This is a genomic window from Enterococcus sp. AZ103 (genome assembly GCF_051714685.1).
GTDB lineage: Bacteria > Bacillota > Bacilli > Lactobacillales > Enterococcaceae > Enterococcus_A > Enterococcus_A alishanensis.
Genome location: NZ_JBIOSI010000002.1, coordinates 36,292 through 51,409, shown reverse-complemented (window position 1 = coordinate 51,409; position 15,118 = coordinate 36,292). Strand labels below are relative to the sequence as shown.

Below are 15,118 nucleotides of genomic sequence, written 5' to 3'. Positions count from 1 at the left end.
AAGTCGATTTCCTGCGAGTTTTAGTTTTTGGTGATACTTAATATTTTTGCATTTAAACGATCATACGAAATTGTGAAACTTTCAACATCTGTCTGAGATGTTGGCACCCGATAAGTATAAGTCGTTAAACCATCTGTGGGGCTATTCGAATTGAAGAAACTTTCTAAATATGCTATACGTAAATCTCCTCGTGTGGCTACAAATAAATCATAAAAACCATTTTTATCAGTAATATCTACTTCTTTTTCTAAGGCTTGAAATTCCGTCTGATCAGGATTTAGACCATCTTTATTCATTTCTTGGAACAGCTGTTCATCTGAATTGTTGCTAACAATATCTGACCAAGCTGTTTCAAAATCAGCTGTCTTATCTAAATAAGTATCATCAGCGGTAATAATATTCGTGTTGTCACTAGGATTCGCTGTTGTGGTTAAACTTAATAAGGTATCATCACTATAAATCAGATCTAATTGAAAATCGTGGCGATTACCAGCTGTATCAGCAAAGGTCCATAACTGTCTTTCTACAGTGGTCATTTTATCTTCTTGCAAAGTTTTTCCAAAGCCTAAAAGATTGGCCTCCACAAATCCAGTATTATCAGAATAAATAGCCGAATAAAGCTCTCGATATAAATTAAAAACCAATTGATCATTTTGCATTTGGCCATATATATTGCTCATGGCTTCTGTTAAAGCTGAAGAACTGGCTAAATTATTACGGTCATCTAAAAGTGCATTGACTTCACTGATTTTATCTAAAGATTGCGTCAAAATTTCTGGATCACTAATATCTTTTAAATTAAGTTGGGCTAATTTGGGTAGTTCCTGTTGTTCTTCTTTTTCTTCCCCGCTAGCAAACCAGCCGAAAGGAATCGTGAACTGAGGAAAATTTCCGGTTAGAATAATTCCTGCCCCGCCGATTATTAACCCTAAGAAGACGGCCCAAAATATTAACCATTTTTTCTTTGTGTTCATTTTTCACCTCGTTATTTGATTACTTATTTATTGTGGCGACAAAATGTGATTCCGTCAAGCATTTATCAGAAAAAACGCTTTTTTAAATTAAATTTCTAAATATTTCCTACAAAAATTGTCGATTTGATAGTCAAATGTGGGAATTTCTATTAAACTAAGACTAAATGATTATTTTGAAGGGTAAGGACAATGACGCAAACGACACGCAGAGAACAGCGTAAAAAAAATAAAAACACTATTAAACCACCAAAAATTGCTCGAAACAAAGGCAATCGCAATAAAGATAAAAAACATAAACTAACCAAAACTACCAAGCTTTCGATCTCAGCAATAGCTGTAATTTTTATTGGCCTTTTAGCAGGCGGAATCTTCTTTTATAACAATTACTTTAATACTGTGCAAACTGCGATTGATGCTGGTCAATCACAAGCCAAAAAGATTCAGGAAAGCGACTTTAAACAACATTATCCAACAACGATTTTAGATAGCTCTGGTAATACAATCCAAGAACTAAAAACTCAGGAACGAGACTACATGACTTATGAAGAAATGGATCCACTCGTTTCCGAAGCTTTGATCTCAATCGAAGACCGACGATTTTATGAACATCATGGCGTCGATACACAAGGTCTTTTAACTGTCGGGATTAATGCTGCTATTGGACGCGGAGTGCGGGGGGCTTCTACGATTACCCAACAGTTGGTAAAGAATATTTATTTAACGCCTGAAGTATCAATTTCCCGTAAAGTCGAAGAAATGGTTATCGCCCAACAGTTAGAAAAGAAATTCTCTAAGCATAAAATTTTAGAATATTATTTAAACAATGTTTATTTCGGCCATGGTGCTTATGGAATTAACGCCGCTGCCAAAGTTTACTTTGATAAAAATATCAATGACACAACTCTTTTAGAAAAAGCCACTTTGATCGGTGTAACCAACAACCCATCAATTTATGATCCGGCGGAAGAACCAAAAGAATCATTGAAACGAGCTCGTTTAGTCTTAAAGCAAATGTATCGTGAAGGTTATATCACTCAAGACGAATATGACCAAGCACGAAAAGATAAACTAGAAGCTAGCGTCCACACCGAAGCTTTAAACAATGAAGTAAAAGATAATGAAATTGCTTTGGCGCTAGATTCTGCTACCAAAACCTTGATGGAACAGCAAGATTTTCGCTTTCAATATCAATTTGATAGCGCTGAAGAAGAAGCTCAGTATAAAGAAGAGTATCAAACTGCTTACAACAAAGTTTATCAACGAATTATCTCAGGTGGCTACGAAATTAAAACAAAAATCAATCAGGATTTACACAATCAATTGCAAGGGATTGTTTCTGATGTTTTAGCTGCTTGGCCAGAAATGGATGAAGAGACCAATCTCTATACTAAACAAGCCGCTATGACTGTGATTGATAATACCACAGGTGAAGTAGTTGCTAGTATTGGTGGTCGTGGCGAAGAAGGAAATTCTTATAATCGAGCTTTTCTATCTGATCGTCAGCCTGGTTCTGCCATTAAACCATTAGTTTCTTATGGTCCTGCTTATGAACGAGGTTTACTTGAAACAACGACGGTTTCAGATGATCGACCAAATAATACTTATCCCAATAACGTTTATCAACGTTCATTAGGAGATTTAACTTTACGTAATGCCATGGCGATTTCATCTAACGTGGTAGCTTACAAGTTAGCGATTCAAAATCAAGAAGAAACCAACGAACCTGTTTATCAACAGCTAGCTCAGATGGAATTTGGTGGTTTAGATGTGGCTGATAATAATCCGATTATCGCAGTTGGTGGGATGACCTATGGTGCAACTACTCAAGAAATGGCTGGCGGAATTGCGACCTTAGTCAATCAAGGAAATTATCGGACACCGACAAATATTGAAACCATTAATCGGAAAGACAATGAACAAGAAATTTATAATAGCGCTAATATTGCTCAGCGTAAAGTTTACAGCGATGATGCTGCTTACTTAACGATTGATTCGATGAAAGGTGTTCATCAAGAAGCCGATGGTACTGCGGCAGATACCACTCTAGCTTACAACAGTAATTGGGCAATCAAAACTGGGACAACTGATGACGCCAAAGATTTATGGACTGTCGGCGCTACACCTTACTATACAGTTGCGGTTTGGATTGGTGATGACACACCTGCCGCACAAAATAACACAGTTGTCGGAAAAGCAACTAGAACTATTTTCCAACAAACGATGGACTTATTGAACAACGGCAAAGATGATATTGATTTCACAATGCCTTCTTCAGTTACGTTACAAAATGGACAATTGGTCACCCGTTCTAGTCAAACAAAACAAGTATTAGCTGCTCGAAAAAGTGCTTTACAAGCTTCAACTGCCGCAATCGATACTGCCGCAAAAAAAGTCAGTAACCAAATCATTGCTGACAAATTAGATGCTGATTCAGTTAGTGAAGCCAATACATTTTCTAACACACTACTTTCTGAACAACTTGAAGCATTAAGCGATTATCAAATTTTAGTCACTGATACTGAAGACAATTGGTCGACTTTTGACCGTTATGCGCAACAAATTTGGAAATCAATTCAACAGATTGAACCACGCGGTGGATCGTTATCTACCCTCTATACCAATATTTATAAGAGTAAAGAAGCCGAGTATCAGCAAGCAAAAAGTACTTTAAACGACAGTTTATCGGATATTGATGATGAAATTAAACAAGCTGAAGAAGATGATAAGACCTTAGATTCACAAATCAAAGATATTCAAGATGCCATCGACGAAGCTCGTGGAATTAGGCGTTCAACTAACTCATCCAGCAGTTCAGAAGAAAATTAAAAAACTGATGTCAGAGAAAATCCTCTGACATCAGTTTTTTTGATTTTTTTTACTCGTTCTCTTCTACGCTAGTGCTGGAAGAGCTGCTTGAACTAGAGGTTGAGTCACTGCCAGCTTTGCTGACGGAGATAGACTGCGACACACTCTGATAAGAAGAATATATTTTTTCTTTCGAGGATAAGCTTTCTTTTACCTTAGATAATTCTTCATTTCGCTCAGCAATTTTAGCCGCTTGTTCTTGCTGATAAGCTGCGGCTTCTGCCGCAATAGCTGTCTCACCTGCACTAATTTTTTGAGTTAGTTGTTGGTTGGCTTCACTTAAGCTATTTTTAACTGGCTCTAAATCTTTGATTAATTCATTTTTATATTGACCTTCTGGCAACAAGGCAATTGCTCTAACCGTATCAAGATAATCCGACAAATCCACTGTGTCTTGTTTAGACAGTTTTTTTATTTGATTAATTGCTGTTTGATAATTCTTAGATTGCTCTTTAGCAATCGACAAAATCATCAGCATATCCTTGCCCCATCCTGTTTCAGTGTTACTTCCATTGTTCACTTTTTGTTCCAATCGAACAATTTTACGATTGTTTTCAGGTTCTGATAAGACTGGTTCAGCAGATAAATCCATCCCTCTTAACACTTCGGTTTCAAAAAGTTGGTTGATCTCCCCTTGGGTATTAAAATTTTTCTTGGCTTGTTCAACCTGTTGAATGCTTTGTTTATTATTGTTTTGTGATTGGATATAGGTGATCACATCGTCAAAATCATTTTCTTCAGTACTGGCCTTAAAATAGCCTTCTTTTTCATCAATATATAAACTACCTAACTGTTTAGAAATAGCCTGATTGACTTCTTTGGCCTTTTCTTCAGTATGATCTCGGTAAATCATTAAACCCGCAAAAATTAACGCCCCAACGACTAACACACCTAAAAGGGACCATCCAATTAATTTCTTAGACAAATCTGGCACTCCTCTCTTTCCCAAAATAGTATACCATTTTTTGATTTAGGAAACAGCCTTCTTTCTTGTTATTTATTTAAAATTAGAAAATCAATTGGTCTAGATATTTATCAAACTTTTTTTCTGTGTAAAATAGTTTTTTCTGGTAGAATTCTTGTTGTTATATCAGAATGGGAGTTGTCAAAATGGAAAAACATCAAGAATTAGAACGTGGACTAAAAAATCGACATGTCCAATTAATCTCGATTGGTGGAGCAATTGGTACAGGTCTTTTTTTAGGTTCTGGAAAAACGATTCAATTAACAGGTCCATCTATTTTACTAACTTATGCCATTACTGGTGGTGTAATTTTTCTGGTGATGCGAGCATTAGGTGAATTAATGCTAACTAACTTGAAGTATCATTCTTTTTTAGATTTTGTAGCAGAATATTTAGGTACGAAAGTCGCTTTTGTTACTGGTTGGACTTACTGGTTTTGTTGGATTTCGATTGCCATGGCAGATTTAACCGCAACTGGTTTATATGTCCGTTATTGGTTACCAAATATTCCACAATGGCTTCCAGAAATGATTGCCTTGGTCATTTTACTTGGTTTAAATTTAGTGGCTGTCGGATTGTTTGGTGAGTTGGAATTTTGGTTTGCATTAATTAAAGTCGTCGCAATTATTGGTTTAATTATTGTTGGTGCATTTATGATTATCACCAGTTATAAAACAACGGCTGGTCATGTGACGGTAAGCAATTTGTGGAATCAGGGTGGTTTCTTTCCAAAAGGTGGCTCTGGATTTGTAAAATCATTTCAGATGGCAACCTTTGCCTTTGCTGGAGTGGAACTAGTTGGCTTGATTGGTGGTGAAACGAGTGATCCGGAAACGGTTTTACCCAAAGCGATAAACAATATTCCAGTTCGAATCATTTTGTTTTACTTGGGCTCATTATTTATGATTATGTCAATTTATCCTTGGCATAGTTTATCGGCAGATCAAAGTCCTTTTGTTCAAGTATTCTCCGAAATCGGAATTGTAGCAGCCGCATCGATTGTTAATATTGTCGTTTTGTCATCAGCTATGTCTGCTTGCAATAGTGCTATTTACAGTACCGGTAGAATGATTCGCTCTTTAGCACAAGAAGGCAGTGCACCAAAACAGTTTAAACAATTAACTAGCCACCGTGTTCCAGGTAGAGCACTATTGTTTTCAACGGTTATTATTTTCTTTGCTGTTGTGTTAAATTTCTTTTTACCTAGTCAAGTCTTCACCCTAATCAGCTCAGTAGCAACCATTTGTTTCTTATTTATTTGGGGAATTATTGTTTATACTCATATGATGTATCGCAAGAAAAATCCAGCGGCAGCTGCTCAGCATCACTTTAAATTACCTTTCTTTCCTTATTCGACTTATTTGATTTTTGCCTTTTTACTTTTCGTATTGGTTGCTTTAACATTGCAGACAGATACCTTAGAAGCTTTAATTTTTACTCCTTTGTGGTTTATTGTATTATTACTGATTTATCGCTTTAAATTCTCCAAGAGATAACTCTATATTCTTAAAAATTTTATTATAATTTGAACTCATCATTTAGAAAAAGTTATTTAAACTTAAAAAACCACTAATCAAATTTGATTAGTGGTTTATTTTTTGAATAAATTTTTCTAAACGTCGAATGGCTTCCTTCAGTTCATCTAACGAATAAGCGTAAGACAAACGCAGATAACCTTCTCCAGATTCTCCAAAAGCACTTCCAGGGACCACTGCTAGTTTTTCTTCCTCCAGTAAACGGATTGCAAAATCTTCGCTACTCAAACCAAATTGACTAATTTGAGGAAATAAATAAAATGCACCTTCAGCTTTATAGCAAGGCAAACCCATATTAGTTAAGGCGTAATGCAAATAATTACGCCGTTCTTCATAAGATAACCGCATGTTTTCAACTGTGTCATGCCAATCCTTTAAACCTTCTAAGGCTGCATACTGACTAGCAGTAGGTGCTGCCATAATCGTATATTGATGAACTTTTAACATCTCTTGGATGAATATTTCAGGCCCAGCGACAAAACCTAAACGCCAACCAGTCATAGCAAAAGCTTTTGAAAAGCCATTAATGACAATTGTACGCTCCCTCATCCCCGGTAGACTAGCAATGCTAACAAAACTACCATCATAGATTAATTCTGCATAAATCTCATCCGAAACTACTAATAAATCATGTTTCTTCACTACATCAGCAATTTTAATTAACGCCTCTTTAGGCATAATTGCACCTGTTGGATTATTGGGATAAGACAACATCAAAATTTTACTTTTAGGTGTAATGGCCGCTTCCAATTCCTCAGCAGTCAACTGAAACTGATTCTCCATCTGTAAATCAATCGTAACTGCTTTCCCACCAACAAGTTCAGTAATCGGTTTGTAGCAAACAAAACTTGGTTCCGGAATAATCACTTCATCTCCTGGATCCAAAAATACGCGAAAAGCCAGATCAATCGCTTCGCTACCTCCCACAGTCACAATAATTTCTGATTCTGGTTGATAGTTTACTCCCACTCTTTCATTTAAATAATCATTAATTCTTTTGCGTAACGGTAGTAAACCTGCATTTGCAGTATAAAAAGTTCGACCTTCCCGCAACGAATTAATGGCCACTTCAGTCATTTGACGCGGCGTATCAAAATCTGGTTCCCCCACGCCTAAAGAAATCGCATCCGGTTGTTCTGAAACAATATCAAAAAACTTACGAATGCCTGAAGGCTTGATATTGGTCATTCGTTTCGCTAAAAAATCTCTCATGGACTCACCCGCATTCGTGGATCGTTGTCGTTTCCTGTTAAATCAATACCCCATTCTTTATATTTATCTAACAAGAAATGTGTCCGTGTCCCAGAAACTTCGGGAATGGAGGCTAAGTTCGTTGAAATGAAACGAGAAATATCCTTTATATTTCGTCCTTGTAATAACACGATAAAATCAAAACCACCACTTATAAAAAACAGTGATTCAACTTCTTGATAACTTTTAATTTGCTGGGCGACTTTGCGATAACCATCCTCACCGGTAGGTACCATTGAGACCTCCACTAATGCTTCGATCCAATCATCCTCTACTTTATCCCAATTAACTAAAGCTCGATAACCAGCAATAATCTTATTCTCTTCTAACCGCTTCAATTCAGCCGCAACTATGGGCTCTTCTAAGTCCAACATAATTGCTACTTCTGCAACATTTAAGCGACAATCTTTTTCAATAATTTTTAGTAATTGACGTTGTTTTGCTTTCTCCATTGAAAAACCTTCTCTCATCATAAACTCATAAAATTAATCACTTGTTTATTATTTATGAAATACTTCCCAGTGTCAAATTTTTCTCAAAAATTAGTTGTTTTCCCGAAAATAATCTATTCAATTACATCAATTCATAGTACAATTGATTTAAATCGGTCATAGAAGGAGTCATTCATGGAAACAGTCGTTGAACTATTTATTGAAAAACAAAAAAAACGTTTAGCTGAAGGTAAAATTCAGCAAGAAGAATATGAAGCCTTTTTAGATGGGGTAAATGATGCTTTATCCTTTTTGGAAATGCATTATGAAAATGGTTCAGAAACCGTTGAAAAGTCTGATAAAAAACCCCGTACTTTTAATGAAATCGAAGAGAGATATCAAAAAATGCGTGAAGTTGCAATGTATAAAAACAGCTTTTTACGCGTTTCAGATATTGCAAGGCACACTGGTCAAATGACTGATGATTTGAAAAAAATCTCTAAAACTATTTCAAATGAACTATAAAATAACCGCCAAGAGTAATTTAAAGAATTACTCTTGGCGGTTTTCTTTAGCCTTTAATCAATATTTCATTGTAAAATGCTTGCCCAACTTCTTTTAATTGATCTTTCTTTTGAAAGCTGCCAGCAAACCATGGCGGCATCGGTTCTGAAATATTTCCATAAACGGCAATTAATGTTTGAATAAAAAGCTCACTGTCTAATTTTTTGATGGCTTTTTGCAACTGACGCATTGGCTCAAGTAAATCTGCCTGGCGACCTTCCGCTTTATATTTACGATAAATTTTTTGTCCTTCTTTTTGCGCTAAAGCAAACAACGGCTGCTCACCACTTAAAGTTTGAAGGGATTCCTGTTTATAACGATCAGCTTGCTGCTGCCACTGCAATAATTCTTTATAGACAATTTCAATCTTTTTATCAGCAACTGTTGCTAAAGCTGCATAAAAGTCAATTGGTAATTTTTCTACTCGTCGCTCTCGTTTAATCCAAGTAGCTAAAGTTGATTGGGGAATGCCCGCAATTTGACCAAATTGTTCGACGGTAATTCCTAAATCACGACGAATATACATTTTTATTGGGTGTTCTATTTGCGTGGGTCGAAACATTTATTCACCTTATTTTTTTTGCGATATTTTTATTTTATTATAGCACATAAAAAAAGAAGCGTAAAAATTACGCTCCCCGATTTTTTCTTTTTGGTGGAAATTTTCCTCTTTGTGCTAATTTTTGACTCATTCTATCTAAATTTCGGAGTTCATTTTCGATTTTATGTTGCTCTTTAGGATTCATTTCATTGGCTAGCTGCTTTTTACGCTCAGCAATATCAACTTGCAAACGTTGTTGCCATTCGTTGATGACTGCTTGAAATTTTTCAGGATCATTTTGTGTGCTACTATCCTTTAGCGAATCCCGCAGAAAACGACCATACCGTTGTATATTGTTCCCAACTATTTCCTTACGATTTTGATAATATTGATTCTGCTCGTCTTGATCTAAAGTATCGACAAAATTATTTTCTTCTCGATCAATCATATTTTGTAGAAAAGCCATGATTGGCATAATTAGATAAACAATCAATGCTGTTCTCACAAAAAACCAGCTAAAAATCAGCAGACAAACCAATACAATCATGGTAAACATATCTTGACGGTCTAGCTCTTGTTTGCGCCGCGTCCGTTGTTGCCCATCTAATATTTGCAATTCCAAACTAGCATTCAAACGTCGCGAAATCAACGTGACAATAAAGGTCAAAACACCGTAAATAATAATTGTTTGACGAGTCGTATCTTCAATTAATAACCGAGTAGCAGAAGGTACTAGTGATAAGGTAAATAGCATCATTAAATAAACTACCAAGGTTCGATTTTTTACTTCAGTAATCCGATTAAAGCTATAAGCACCTTGAAACCAGATATTCGCCACAAAACAAAAACTAATAAAATATATCCCAATCGCTCTCAGCAATTCAGTCATATTCACTGCACCATTAGCAAAGTATTTAACCGGCAACTCTAAAACCATAATGGTTAGAATAATCGCAATGATAGCATCGCCAAAAACAACAACTCTTTCTTTCATCTTTCCACTTCCTCTTTTGAATTCTCTTTTATTGTACTGGAAAATTCGCAAAAGACTAAATGAAACGATGACGGTAGATACGACTGGGATTTTGTGTCTCTTCTGGTTGTGCCAAAGTGTAAAATTCCCACTGGTATTTTTCATAAAATGCTTGATGGTCAGTCAATAAATACAGCGTTTCAATCCCCTGATTTTTCATATCCTGACAAACAAAATCTAACATTTCACCAGCAATCCCTTGGTTACGATACCCCTCTTCAACATACAAGCTACAAATATTTGGCGTCAAATCTTGACGGTCGTGGAAGTCATTTTCAATCACACCAATACCGGCGATCATTTTATTTTTCGAAAACATGCCATACCATTGAGGGACTGCTGTTTTACCAATGATACTTGTCTCAATACTTTCTAAATAAGCTTCTAACGGCACACCCCATTTATGATGAAACCAATTGGCAGCTAATCCTGTTAATTCAGGATGATCTTTTATTTTTATGATTTCTCGCATTTTTGCTCCTTTAAATTTCTTCACTCCATTTAAGATACGTCACCAGTTCCACATATTGGATTTGTTCCAGCAAAATTGTTTGAAAATGATCCATCTCTTCAACCAGGTATATGGTTTGTTGATCAATTCCAGCGATCACACCAATTAGATCAGCTTCTGGTTGGCCCTCAGAGTTTAAAAAAGCCAATTGTAATCGAACTTTTTGCTGATCAGTATATGCTTGATTTAATATTTTACCGATTGCTTCGTCACTCATTATTTCTCGTCGCTGCCATATTTCATGACGATCTTTTTCTTCTTTATTCATCTCAGCCGTATGCTCGCTTAGATAAAAACCGAGCCACTTCGCCATTTTACGATCATCATAATTGCGAACATAGGGATCTGGATGATATGACATGAACGCTTCTCCCATCTTTATCACCTCTTTAAAAATAAGTTGCGAACGTACGTTCTCATTGTAACTTATTTTTAAAAACATCGCCAACAAAAATCACCATCGGTAAATAATTAAAGAAAAAGCTAACTCGTTGCCACAATCCTACCAAATGGAGAAACGGTACATTTAGTTGAGCCAAACCATAAATTGCACCAAATAAAAGACTAATAGCAAAGAGTAGCTGATATTTCCTGACTTTTTTTAGTTCTCCTTGTTTTTGATAAAGTAATATCAAAATTAATGGGAATAGAAAAAAACCTGCATAGCCGATGCCCGAGCCAATATTATGAATCCAAGTAGATAAGTTCCATGTTGCTGCTTCTTCATTAATACTAAAAAGCCCCGTAAAAATACAGTCACCAATTCCATACAACGCAACTGACAAAGCTAACAAACTCGCCAAACCAACCGAAGTCTTGCGAAAATAATGAAAGACAGCTGGGACTGCCAAAACAAATAAAATACCCGAAATCACTGACCAAATTAAAAAAGGAGTACGCACTGGACTACTGACATCGCCAAAAGCGCTCATTACATCTTTCATTTGATGGATATTTGGTGCAAATAATCCCAATCCATAAGGTGTCAAAAAATCACTGATCACTGCTAACAATAAAAATATCATACCTTTTCTCACACATTTCCCTCCAATTAAAAAAAACGAAGGTCTCCCCTTCGTTTAATTTATTTTTTTAGCTTAACGATCAATAAACCAACAATAAAACCGACAAAGGCTGGAACAACCCAACCCATTCCCAAATTAAATAATGGTAAATATTGCTTAGCAAAGTTCAATAATGTCTGAACCCAAGATAAGTTGACGATCACACTCGGACTAGCAGCTAAACCATCTAATATCGCCGCAATTAGTGTAAAAATAGTCGTCATTTGATAAACAATCGGACGATTTTTAAATAACGGACCGATAATTGCTAATAAAATTAAAGTCATCGCTAAGGGATAAACAAACATCAAGACTGGCAACGAAATTTCAATAATCTTTGTTAAACCAATATTGGCAAATAAACAAGGTAAAACACTAGCAAAAACAATAAAGAATTGATAACTTCTTTTTGGAAAGATTTCAACAAAAGTTTCGGAAAAAGCCGTCACTAAACCGATTGCTGTTTTTAAACAAGCGGAAATAACAATTAATGCTAACAAAATACTACCAATTGTACCTAAATAATGATTGGCAATTTGGGCTAGAGCAATTCCTCCATTTTCACTAATCGGAAATTTTCCCAAACTCATCGCACCTAAATAAGCTAATAAAGTATAGATAATTCCCATTAATATCACACTAATCGTCCCTGCTTTAATTGTATCTTTGGCAATTTGGCTAGGTTTCTCAATACCCATTGAACGAATCGTGGTAACAATAATAATTCCAAAGGCTAATGATGCCAATGCATCTAAGGTATTGTACCCTTCAATAAAACCTTTTAAAAAAGTTGCGGATTGATAATCTGGCTGTACTGGTGCCGTAGCAATCGGTCCTAATGGTCGTGTAAATCCTAAAAACAATAAAAATCCCAGTAAAATTAAAAAAATTGGATTAAGAAACTTACCAACATAATCTAAAATTTTGGTAGGTTTTCGGGAAAAGAACCAAGTGGCCACGAAAAATAAAATACTAAAAATAGCTAACGCAATTTTTGAATGTTCTCCTGAAGTAAAAGGTGCGATACCAATCTCAAAGGAAGTCGTTGCCAAACGGGGTAAAGCAAAAAATGGACCAATCACTAAATAAATTAAGATGGTGAAAATAATTGCATATTTGCGATTAATACGTGAAGCTAAATCTAATAGCCCCTCACTTTGAGATGCTCCAATAGCGATAATTCCTAAAAAAGGTAGACCGATGCCAGTAACTAAGAAACCTAAATTTGCTAAAAAAACTTTACTGCCAGCTAATTGACCCATGTTCACAGGGAAAATCAAATTCCCAGCACCAAAAAACAAACCAAATAACATTGAACCAATAAATAAATAATGCTTAAGTGATAATTTTTTCTCCATAAAATATCTCCTACTATTTGAAAAATATCTGAAACTATTCTCCATTGTAGCTGAATCATCGATTTTTTTCACTTCATAAGGTAAATTTAGGCAAAAAAAAAATGAAGGTCATAATGACCTTCACTTAAAAGTTTAAATTAAGCTTTAACAATGTTAGTTGCTTGAGGGCCACGTTGACCATCTTCAACATCGTAAGTTACTGCTTGACCTTCGTCTAAAGTTTTGAAACCGTCACCTTGGATAGCTGAAAAATGAGCGAATACGTCATTTCCATCTTCACCAGTGATAAATCCAAAGCCTTTGTCAGGGTTAAACCATTTTACTGTACCGTTATTCATATTGTAGTACCTCCAAATACACATCTAATGTGCTTATTTGCAATACATTGAGAAGTGTAAAAAGAAGTCGAAACTTGCTAAATTAAAAAACACATCAAAACTATTACTTTCATACCATAACACGCCTGTTATCCAATAGCAACATAATTATTATAAAAAGAGCATTTTCGCGCTATTTTATTAAGTTTCCAATAATTTTATGAAAAATTTCAAGTAATCTCAGATTTATTGACTACTTAAAAAAATTGTATACTCACAATTTTTCACTTGGGAATCAACCTTTAATTGAATTGCGCTATCAGGAATTGTCTGACTTTTTTTTGGCATCATCAAATCCCAACCCCAAAAAAAGATTACCGTAATACCAATGATTACCAACAAACGATGGCTTTTTTTCATAATTCCCTCCTATTTCCGATAAGATGCAATAACTTGATTCAATTGCTGCATAGTGGTCATCAAATCTTGATATCGCGCAATCAAATGTTGCTGCGCTTCTTCTAATAACTCCTTTTGCCAATCATCTGTAAAAGGGCCTAAACGATATAAAAAGTTATAATCCAATAAAACTTCTAGCGGTACCTCATTCGCCAATAATTGTTTCATTAAATGAATCCATTTAATGTCCTTCGAACTATAATTTCGGCTACCATCTGGATTTCGTTTGATTGTTCCTGTCAAACCAATTCGTTCATAATGTCTTAACAGGCTAGGGCTTAATTGAGTCTCTTGTGCTGCTTCAGAAATTTTCATCCCTTAGCCTCCTTTATTATTCCACTTGATATCTTAACCATAACGCATCATCTGCTAACACTTTGCTTTCTATTAATTTAAAATCAGCAAATTTCTTTCCATCAGCCTGACCTCCGATAGCATTAAAAAGTGAAGGCGTATCTGGATTTCCATCAGCAACTGGGGCTAAAACAAGACTTAATTCATCGCAAACACCCGCTTGAATAAATGACCAATTAATTACACCACCACCACCTAACATAATGCTGTCTAATTGAAAATACATTTGTAACTTATCAATCGTCACTTGCGGATCAATCGTTTCTTTTCCAGCAATGATATACGGAATATCTAGTTCTCGTAAAAAAGCTTTGTATTGTTCGCTAACCCTTTCTGTTAATACTTCGATGACTGTTGCGACCGTTTCTCGATAACTAATTGTATTTTTTTCCCAACCTAATTTGCCTGAAGGATCCAAAGAGATGTAATACATTTCTGCCCCAACTTGGCTAATAAAATCACCTGCGGGGACAGGTTGACAATTTGCCGATAAAGCTGGTTCTTTATAAAAAGTAAAGTTGTCGTCTGACGTAACTCGACCAGAAAGCCAGCCTTGGTTTTTGTAATAAGGATCTTTCCCGAAGGCAATATTGTAGAATTGAAGACTAGCAGATTTGGCTTTTTCACTCTTAAAAAAATCGCCGGTAATTTTTCCATCTAATGATGTTAACATGTGGCAAAAGATAAATGGTCGTGTCATGATTATTCCTCCTAAATATGATTTTTCTCATTTCTATGTTTAGATTCTACAACTTAAAGTCGACTTTAAGGCAATCCATTAGTTTCATTCCTTAATTAAATTTTAATCAAACCGTTTTTTTGAAAATTTTTAACAAATAAAAGAAAACGTGCTTTCTTATAGGACTTTTCTAATTTCCAAGTTTTTCTACGACTTTA

The 15,118-nt window shown here is 35.5% G+C and carries 17 protein-coding genes; 3 read left to right on the top strand and 14 right to left on the bottom strand.

Translation table 11 applies throughout. The features are described from left to right. Positions 1-20: 20 nt before the first annotated feature. Positions 21-974: a hypothetical protein gene (locus ID741_RS14730; RefSeq protein WP_438720519.1), complete on the bottom strand. Its 954-nt coding sequence runs from the start codon at positions 972-974 to the stop codon at positions 21-23. 189 nt (positions 975-1,163) lie between these two features. On the opposite strand from ID741_RS14730, the gene ID741_RS14725 reads away from it, so the two are divergent. Continuing rightward, positions 1,164-3,800 carry a transglycosylase domain-containing protein gene (locus ID741_RS14725; RefSeq protein ID WP_438720518.1) on the top strand — a complete coding sequence of 879 codons (2,637 nt, stop codon included), beginning with the start codon at positions 1,164-1,166 and terminating at the stop codon, positions 3,798-3,800. Between the two features lie 49 nt (positions 3,801-3,849). Here ID741_RS14725 and ID741_RS14720 read toward each other — a convergent pair whose 3' ends face one another. After that, positions 3,850-4,764, bottom strand: coding sequence for a hypothetical protein (locus ID741_RS14720; protein ID WP_438720517.1), 915 nt, complete (start codon positions 4,762-4,764; stop codon positions 3,850-3,852). A 185-nt stretch (positions 4,765-4,949) separates the two neighbouring features. On the opposite strand from ID741_RS14720, the gene ID741_RS14715 reads away from it, so the two are divergent. Beyond that, entirely contained in the window at positions 4,950-6,299 is a 1,350-nt protein-coding gene (locus tag ID741_RS14715; protein ID WP_218325940.1) for an amino acid permease, read from the top strand. Positions 6,300-6,386: 87 nt separating this feature from the next. Here ID741_RS14715 and ID741_RS14710 read toward each other — a convergent pair whose 3' ends face one another. Both ID741_RS14710 and ID741_RS14705 read right to left on the bottom strand, forming a co-directional pair. Further along, positions 6,387-7,550, bottom strand: a complete 1,164-nt coding sequence (locus ID741_RS14710; protein WP_438720516.1) for an aminotransferase class I/II-fold pyridoxal phosphate-dependent enzyme — start codon at positions 7,548-7,550, stop codon at positions 6,387-6,389. After that, on the bottom strand, positions 7,547-8,041 hold the full coding sequence (locus tag ID741_RS14705; RefSeq protein WP_438720515.1) for an Lrp/AsnC family transcriptional regulator: 495 nt from the start codon (positions 8,039-8,041) through the stop codon (positions 7,547-7,549). The genes ID741_RS14710 and ID741_RS14705 overlap by 4 nt, the downstream gene beginning before the upstream one ends. Positions 8,042-8,215: 174 nt before the next feature. Between ID741_RS14705 and ID741_RS14700 the strand changes: the two genes are divergently transcribed. Then, positions 8,216-8,545 carry a hypothetical protein gene (locus tag ID741_RS14700; RefSeq protein ID WP_218325943.1) on the top strand — a complete coding sequence of 110 codons (330 nt, stop codon included), beginning with the start codon at positions 8,216-8,218 and terminating at the stop codon, positions 8,543-8,545. A gap of 46 nt (positions 8,546-8,591) precedes the next feature. Here ID741_RS14700 and ID741_RS14695 read toward each other — a convergent pair whose 3' ends face one another. From ID741_RS14695 to ID741_RS14650, 10 genes are all read right to left on the bottom strand, one after another. Beyond that, positions 8,592-9,146: a hypothetical protein gene (locus tag ID741_RS14695; protein WP_438720514.1), complete on the bottom strand. Its 555-nt coding sequence runs from the start codon at positions 9,144-9,146 to the stop codon at positions 8,592-8,594. Positions 9,147-9,213: 67 nt separating this feature from the next. Further along, positions 9,214-10,119 carry a TMEM175 family protein gene (locus ID741_RS14690; protein ID WP_438720513.1) on the bottom strand — a complete coding sequence of 302 codons (906 nt, stop codon included), beginning with the start codon at positions 10,117-10,119 and terminating at the stop codon, positions 9,214-9,216. Between the two features lie 55 nt (positions 10,120-10,174). Next, positions 10,175-10,630, bottom strand: coding sequence for a GNAT family N-acetyltransferase (locus ID741_RS14685; RefSeq protein ID WP_438720512.1), 456 nt, complete (start codon positions 10,628-10,630; stop codon positions 10,175-10,177). Between the two features lie 10 nt (positions 10,631-10,640). Next, on the bottom strand, positions 10,641-11,030 hold the full coding sequence (locus tag ID741_RS14680) for a hypothetical protein (RefSeq protein ID WP_438720511.1): 390 nt from the start codon (positions 11,028-11,030) through the stop codon (positions 10,641-10,643). Positions 11,031-11,085: 55 nt separating this feature from the next. Then, complete coding sequence (locus tag ID741_RS14675) at positions 11,086-11,694, bottom strand: DUF998 domain-containing protein (RefSeq protein WP_438721235.1); 609 nt, start codon at positions 11,692-11,694, stop codon at positions 11,086-11,088. Between the two features lie 59 nt (positions 11,695-11,753). After that, complete coding sequence (gene brnQ, locus ID741_RS14670; RefSeq protein ID WP_218325948.1) at positions 11,754-13,091, bottom strand: branched-chain amino acid transport system II carrier protein; 1,338 nt, start codon at positions 13,089-13,091, stop codon at positions 11,754-11,756. A gap of 137 nt (positions 13,092-13,228) precedes the next feature. Next, the gene (locus tag ID741_RS14665; RefSeq protein ID WP_218325949.1) at positions 13,229-13,429 is read right to left on the bottom strand and encodes a cold-shock protein; all 201 of its coding nucleotides are present in this window, start codon (positions 13,427-13,429) and stop codon (positions 13,229-13,231) included. Between the two features lie 225 nt (positions 13,430-13,654). Further along, entirely contained in the window at positions 13,655-13,828 is a 174-nt protein-coding gene (locus ID741_RS14660) for a hypothetical protein (protein WP_218325950.1), read from the bottom strand. A gap of 9 nt (positions 13,829-13,837) precedes the next feature. Then, positions 13,838-14,182, bottom strand: coding sequence for a MerR family transcriptional regulator (locus ID741_RS14655; protein WP_218325951.1), 345 nt, complete (start codon positions 14,180-14,182; stop codon positions 13,838-13,840). A gap of 16 nt (positions 14,183-14,198) precedes the next feature. After that, a complete protein-coding gene (locus ID741_RS14650) occupies positions 14,199-14,921 on the bottom strand; it encodes a dihydrofolate reductase family protein (protein ID WP_438720510.1) in 723 nt (240 codons plus the stop codon). Positions 14,922-15,118: the final 197 nt, after the last annotated feature.

Bases quoted from the DNA above. Each gene is read 5' to 3' on its own strand.
- ID741_RS14730 (WP_438720519.1), bottom strand. From the start codon at position 974: ATGAACACAAAGAAAAAATGGTTAATATTTTGGGCCGTCTTCTTAGGG.
- ID741_RS14725 (WP_438720518.1), top strand. From the start codon at position 1,164: ATGACGCAAACGACACGCAGAGAACAGCGTAAAAAAAATAAAAACACT.
- ID741_RS14715 (WP_218325940.1), top strand. From the start codon at position 4,950: ATGGAAAAACATCAAGAATTAGAACGTGGACTAAAAAATCGACATGTC.
- ID741_RS14710 (WP_438720516.1), bottom strand. From the start codon at position 7,550: ATGAGAGATTTTTTAGCGAAACGAATGACCAATATCAAGCCTTCAGGC.
- ID741_RS14705 (WP_438720515.1), bottom strand. From the start codon at position 8,041: ATGGAGAAAGCAAAACAACGTCAATTACTAAAAATTATTGAAAAAGAT.
- ID741_RS14700 (WP_218325943.1), top strand. From the start codon at position 8,216: ATGGAAACAGTCGTTGAACTATTTATTGAAAAACAAAAAAAACGTTTA.
- ID741_RS14695 (WP_438720514.1), bottom strand. From the start codon at position 9,146: ATGTTTCGACCCACGCAAATAGAACACCCAATAAAAATGTATATTCGT.
- ID741_RS14690 (WP_438720513.1), bottom strand. From the start codon at position 10,119: ATGAAAGAAAGAGTTGTTGTTTTTGGCGATGCTATCATTGCGATTATT.
- ID741_RS14685 (WP_438720512.1), bottom strand. From the start codon at position 10,630: ATGCGAGAAATCATAAAAATAAAAGATCATCCTGAATTAACAGGATTA.
- ID741_RS14680 (WP_438720511.1), bottom strand. From the start codon at position 11,030: ATGTCATATCATCCAGATCCCTATGTTCGCAATTATGATGATCGTAAA.
- ID741_RS14675 (WP_438721235.1), bottom strand. From the start codon at position 11,694: ATGATATTTTTATTGTTAGCAGTGATCAGTGATTTTTTGACACCTTAT.
- brnQ (WP_218325948.1), bottom strand. From the start codon at position 13,091: ATGGAGAAAAAATTATCACTTAAGCATTATTTATTTATTGGTTCAATG.
- ID741_RS14665 (WP_218325949.1), bottom strand. From the start codon at position 13,429: ATGAATAACGGTACAGTAAAATGGTTTAACCCTGACAAAGGCTTTGGA.
- ID741_RS14660 (WP_218325950.1), bottom strand. From the start codon at position 13,828: ATGAAAAAAAGCCATCGTTTGTTGGTAATCATTGGTATTACGGTAATC.
- ID741_RS14655 (WP_218325951.1), bottom strand. From the start codon at position 14,182: ATGAAAATTTCTGAAGCAGCACAAGAGACTCAATTAAGCCCTAGCCTG.
- ID741_RS14650 (WP_438720510.1), bottom strand. From the start codon at position 14,921: ATGACACGACCATTTATCTTTTGCCACATGTTAACATCATTAGATGGA.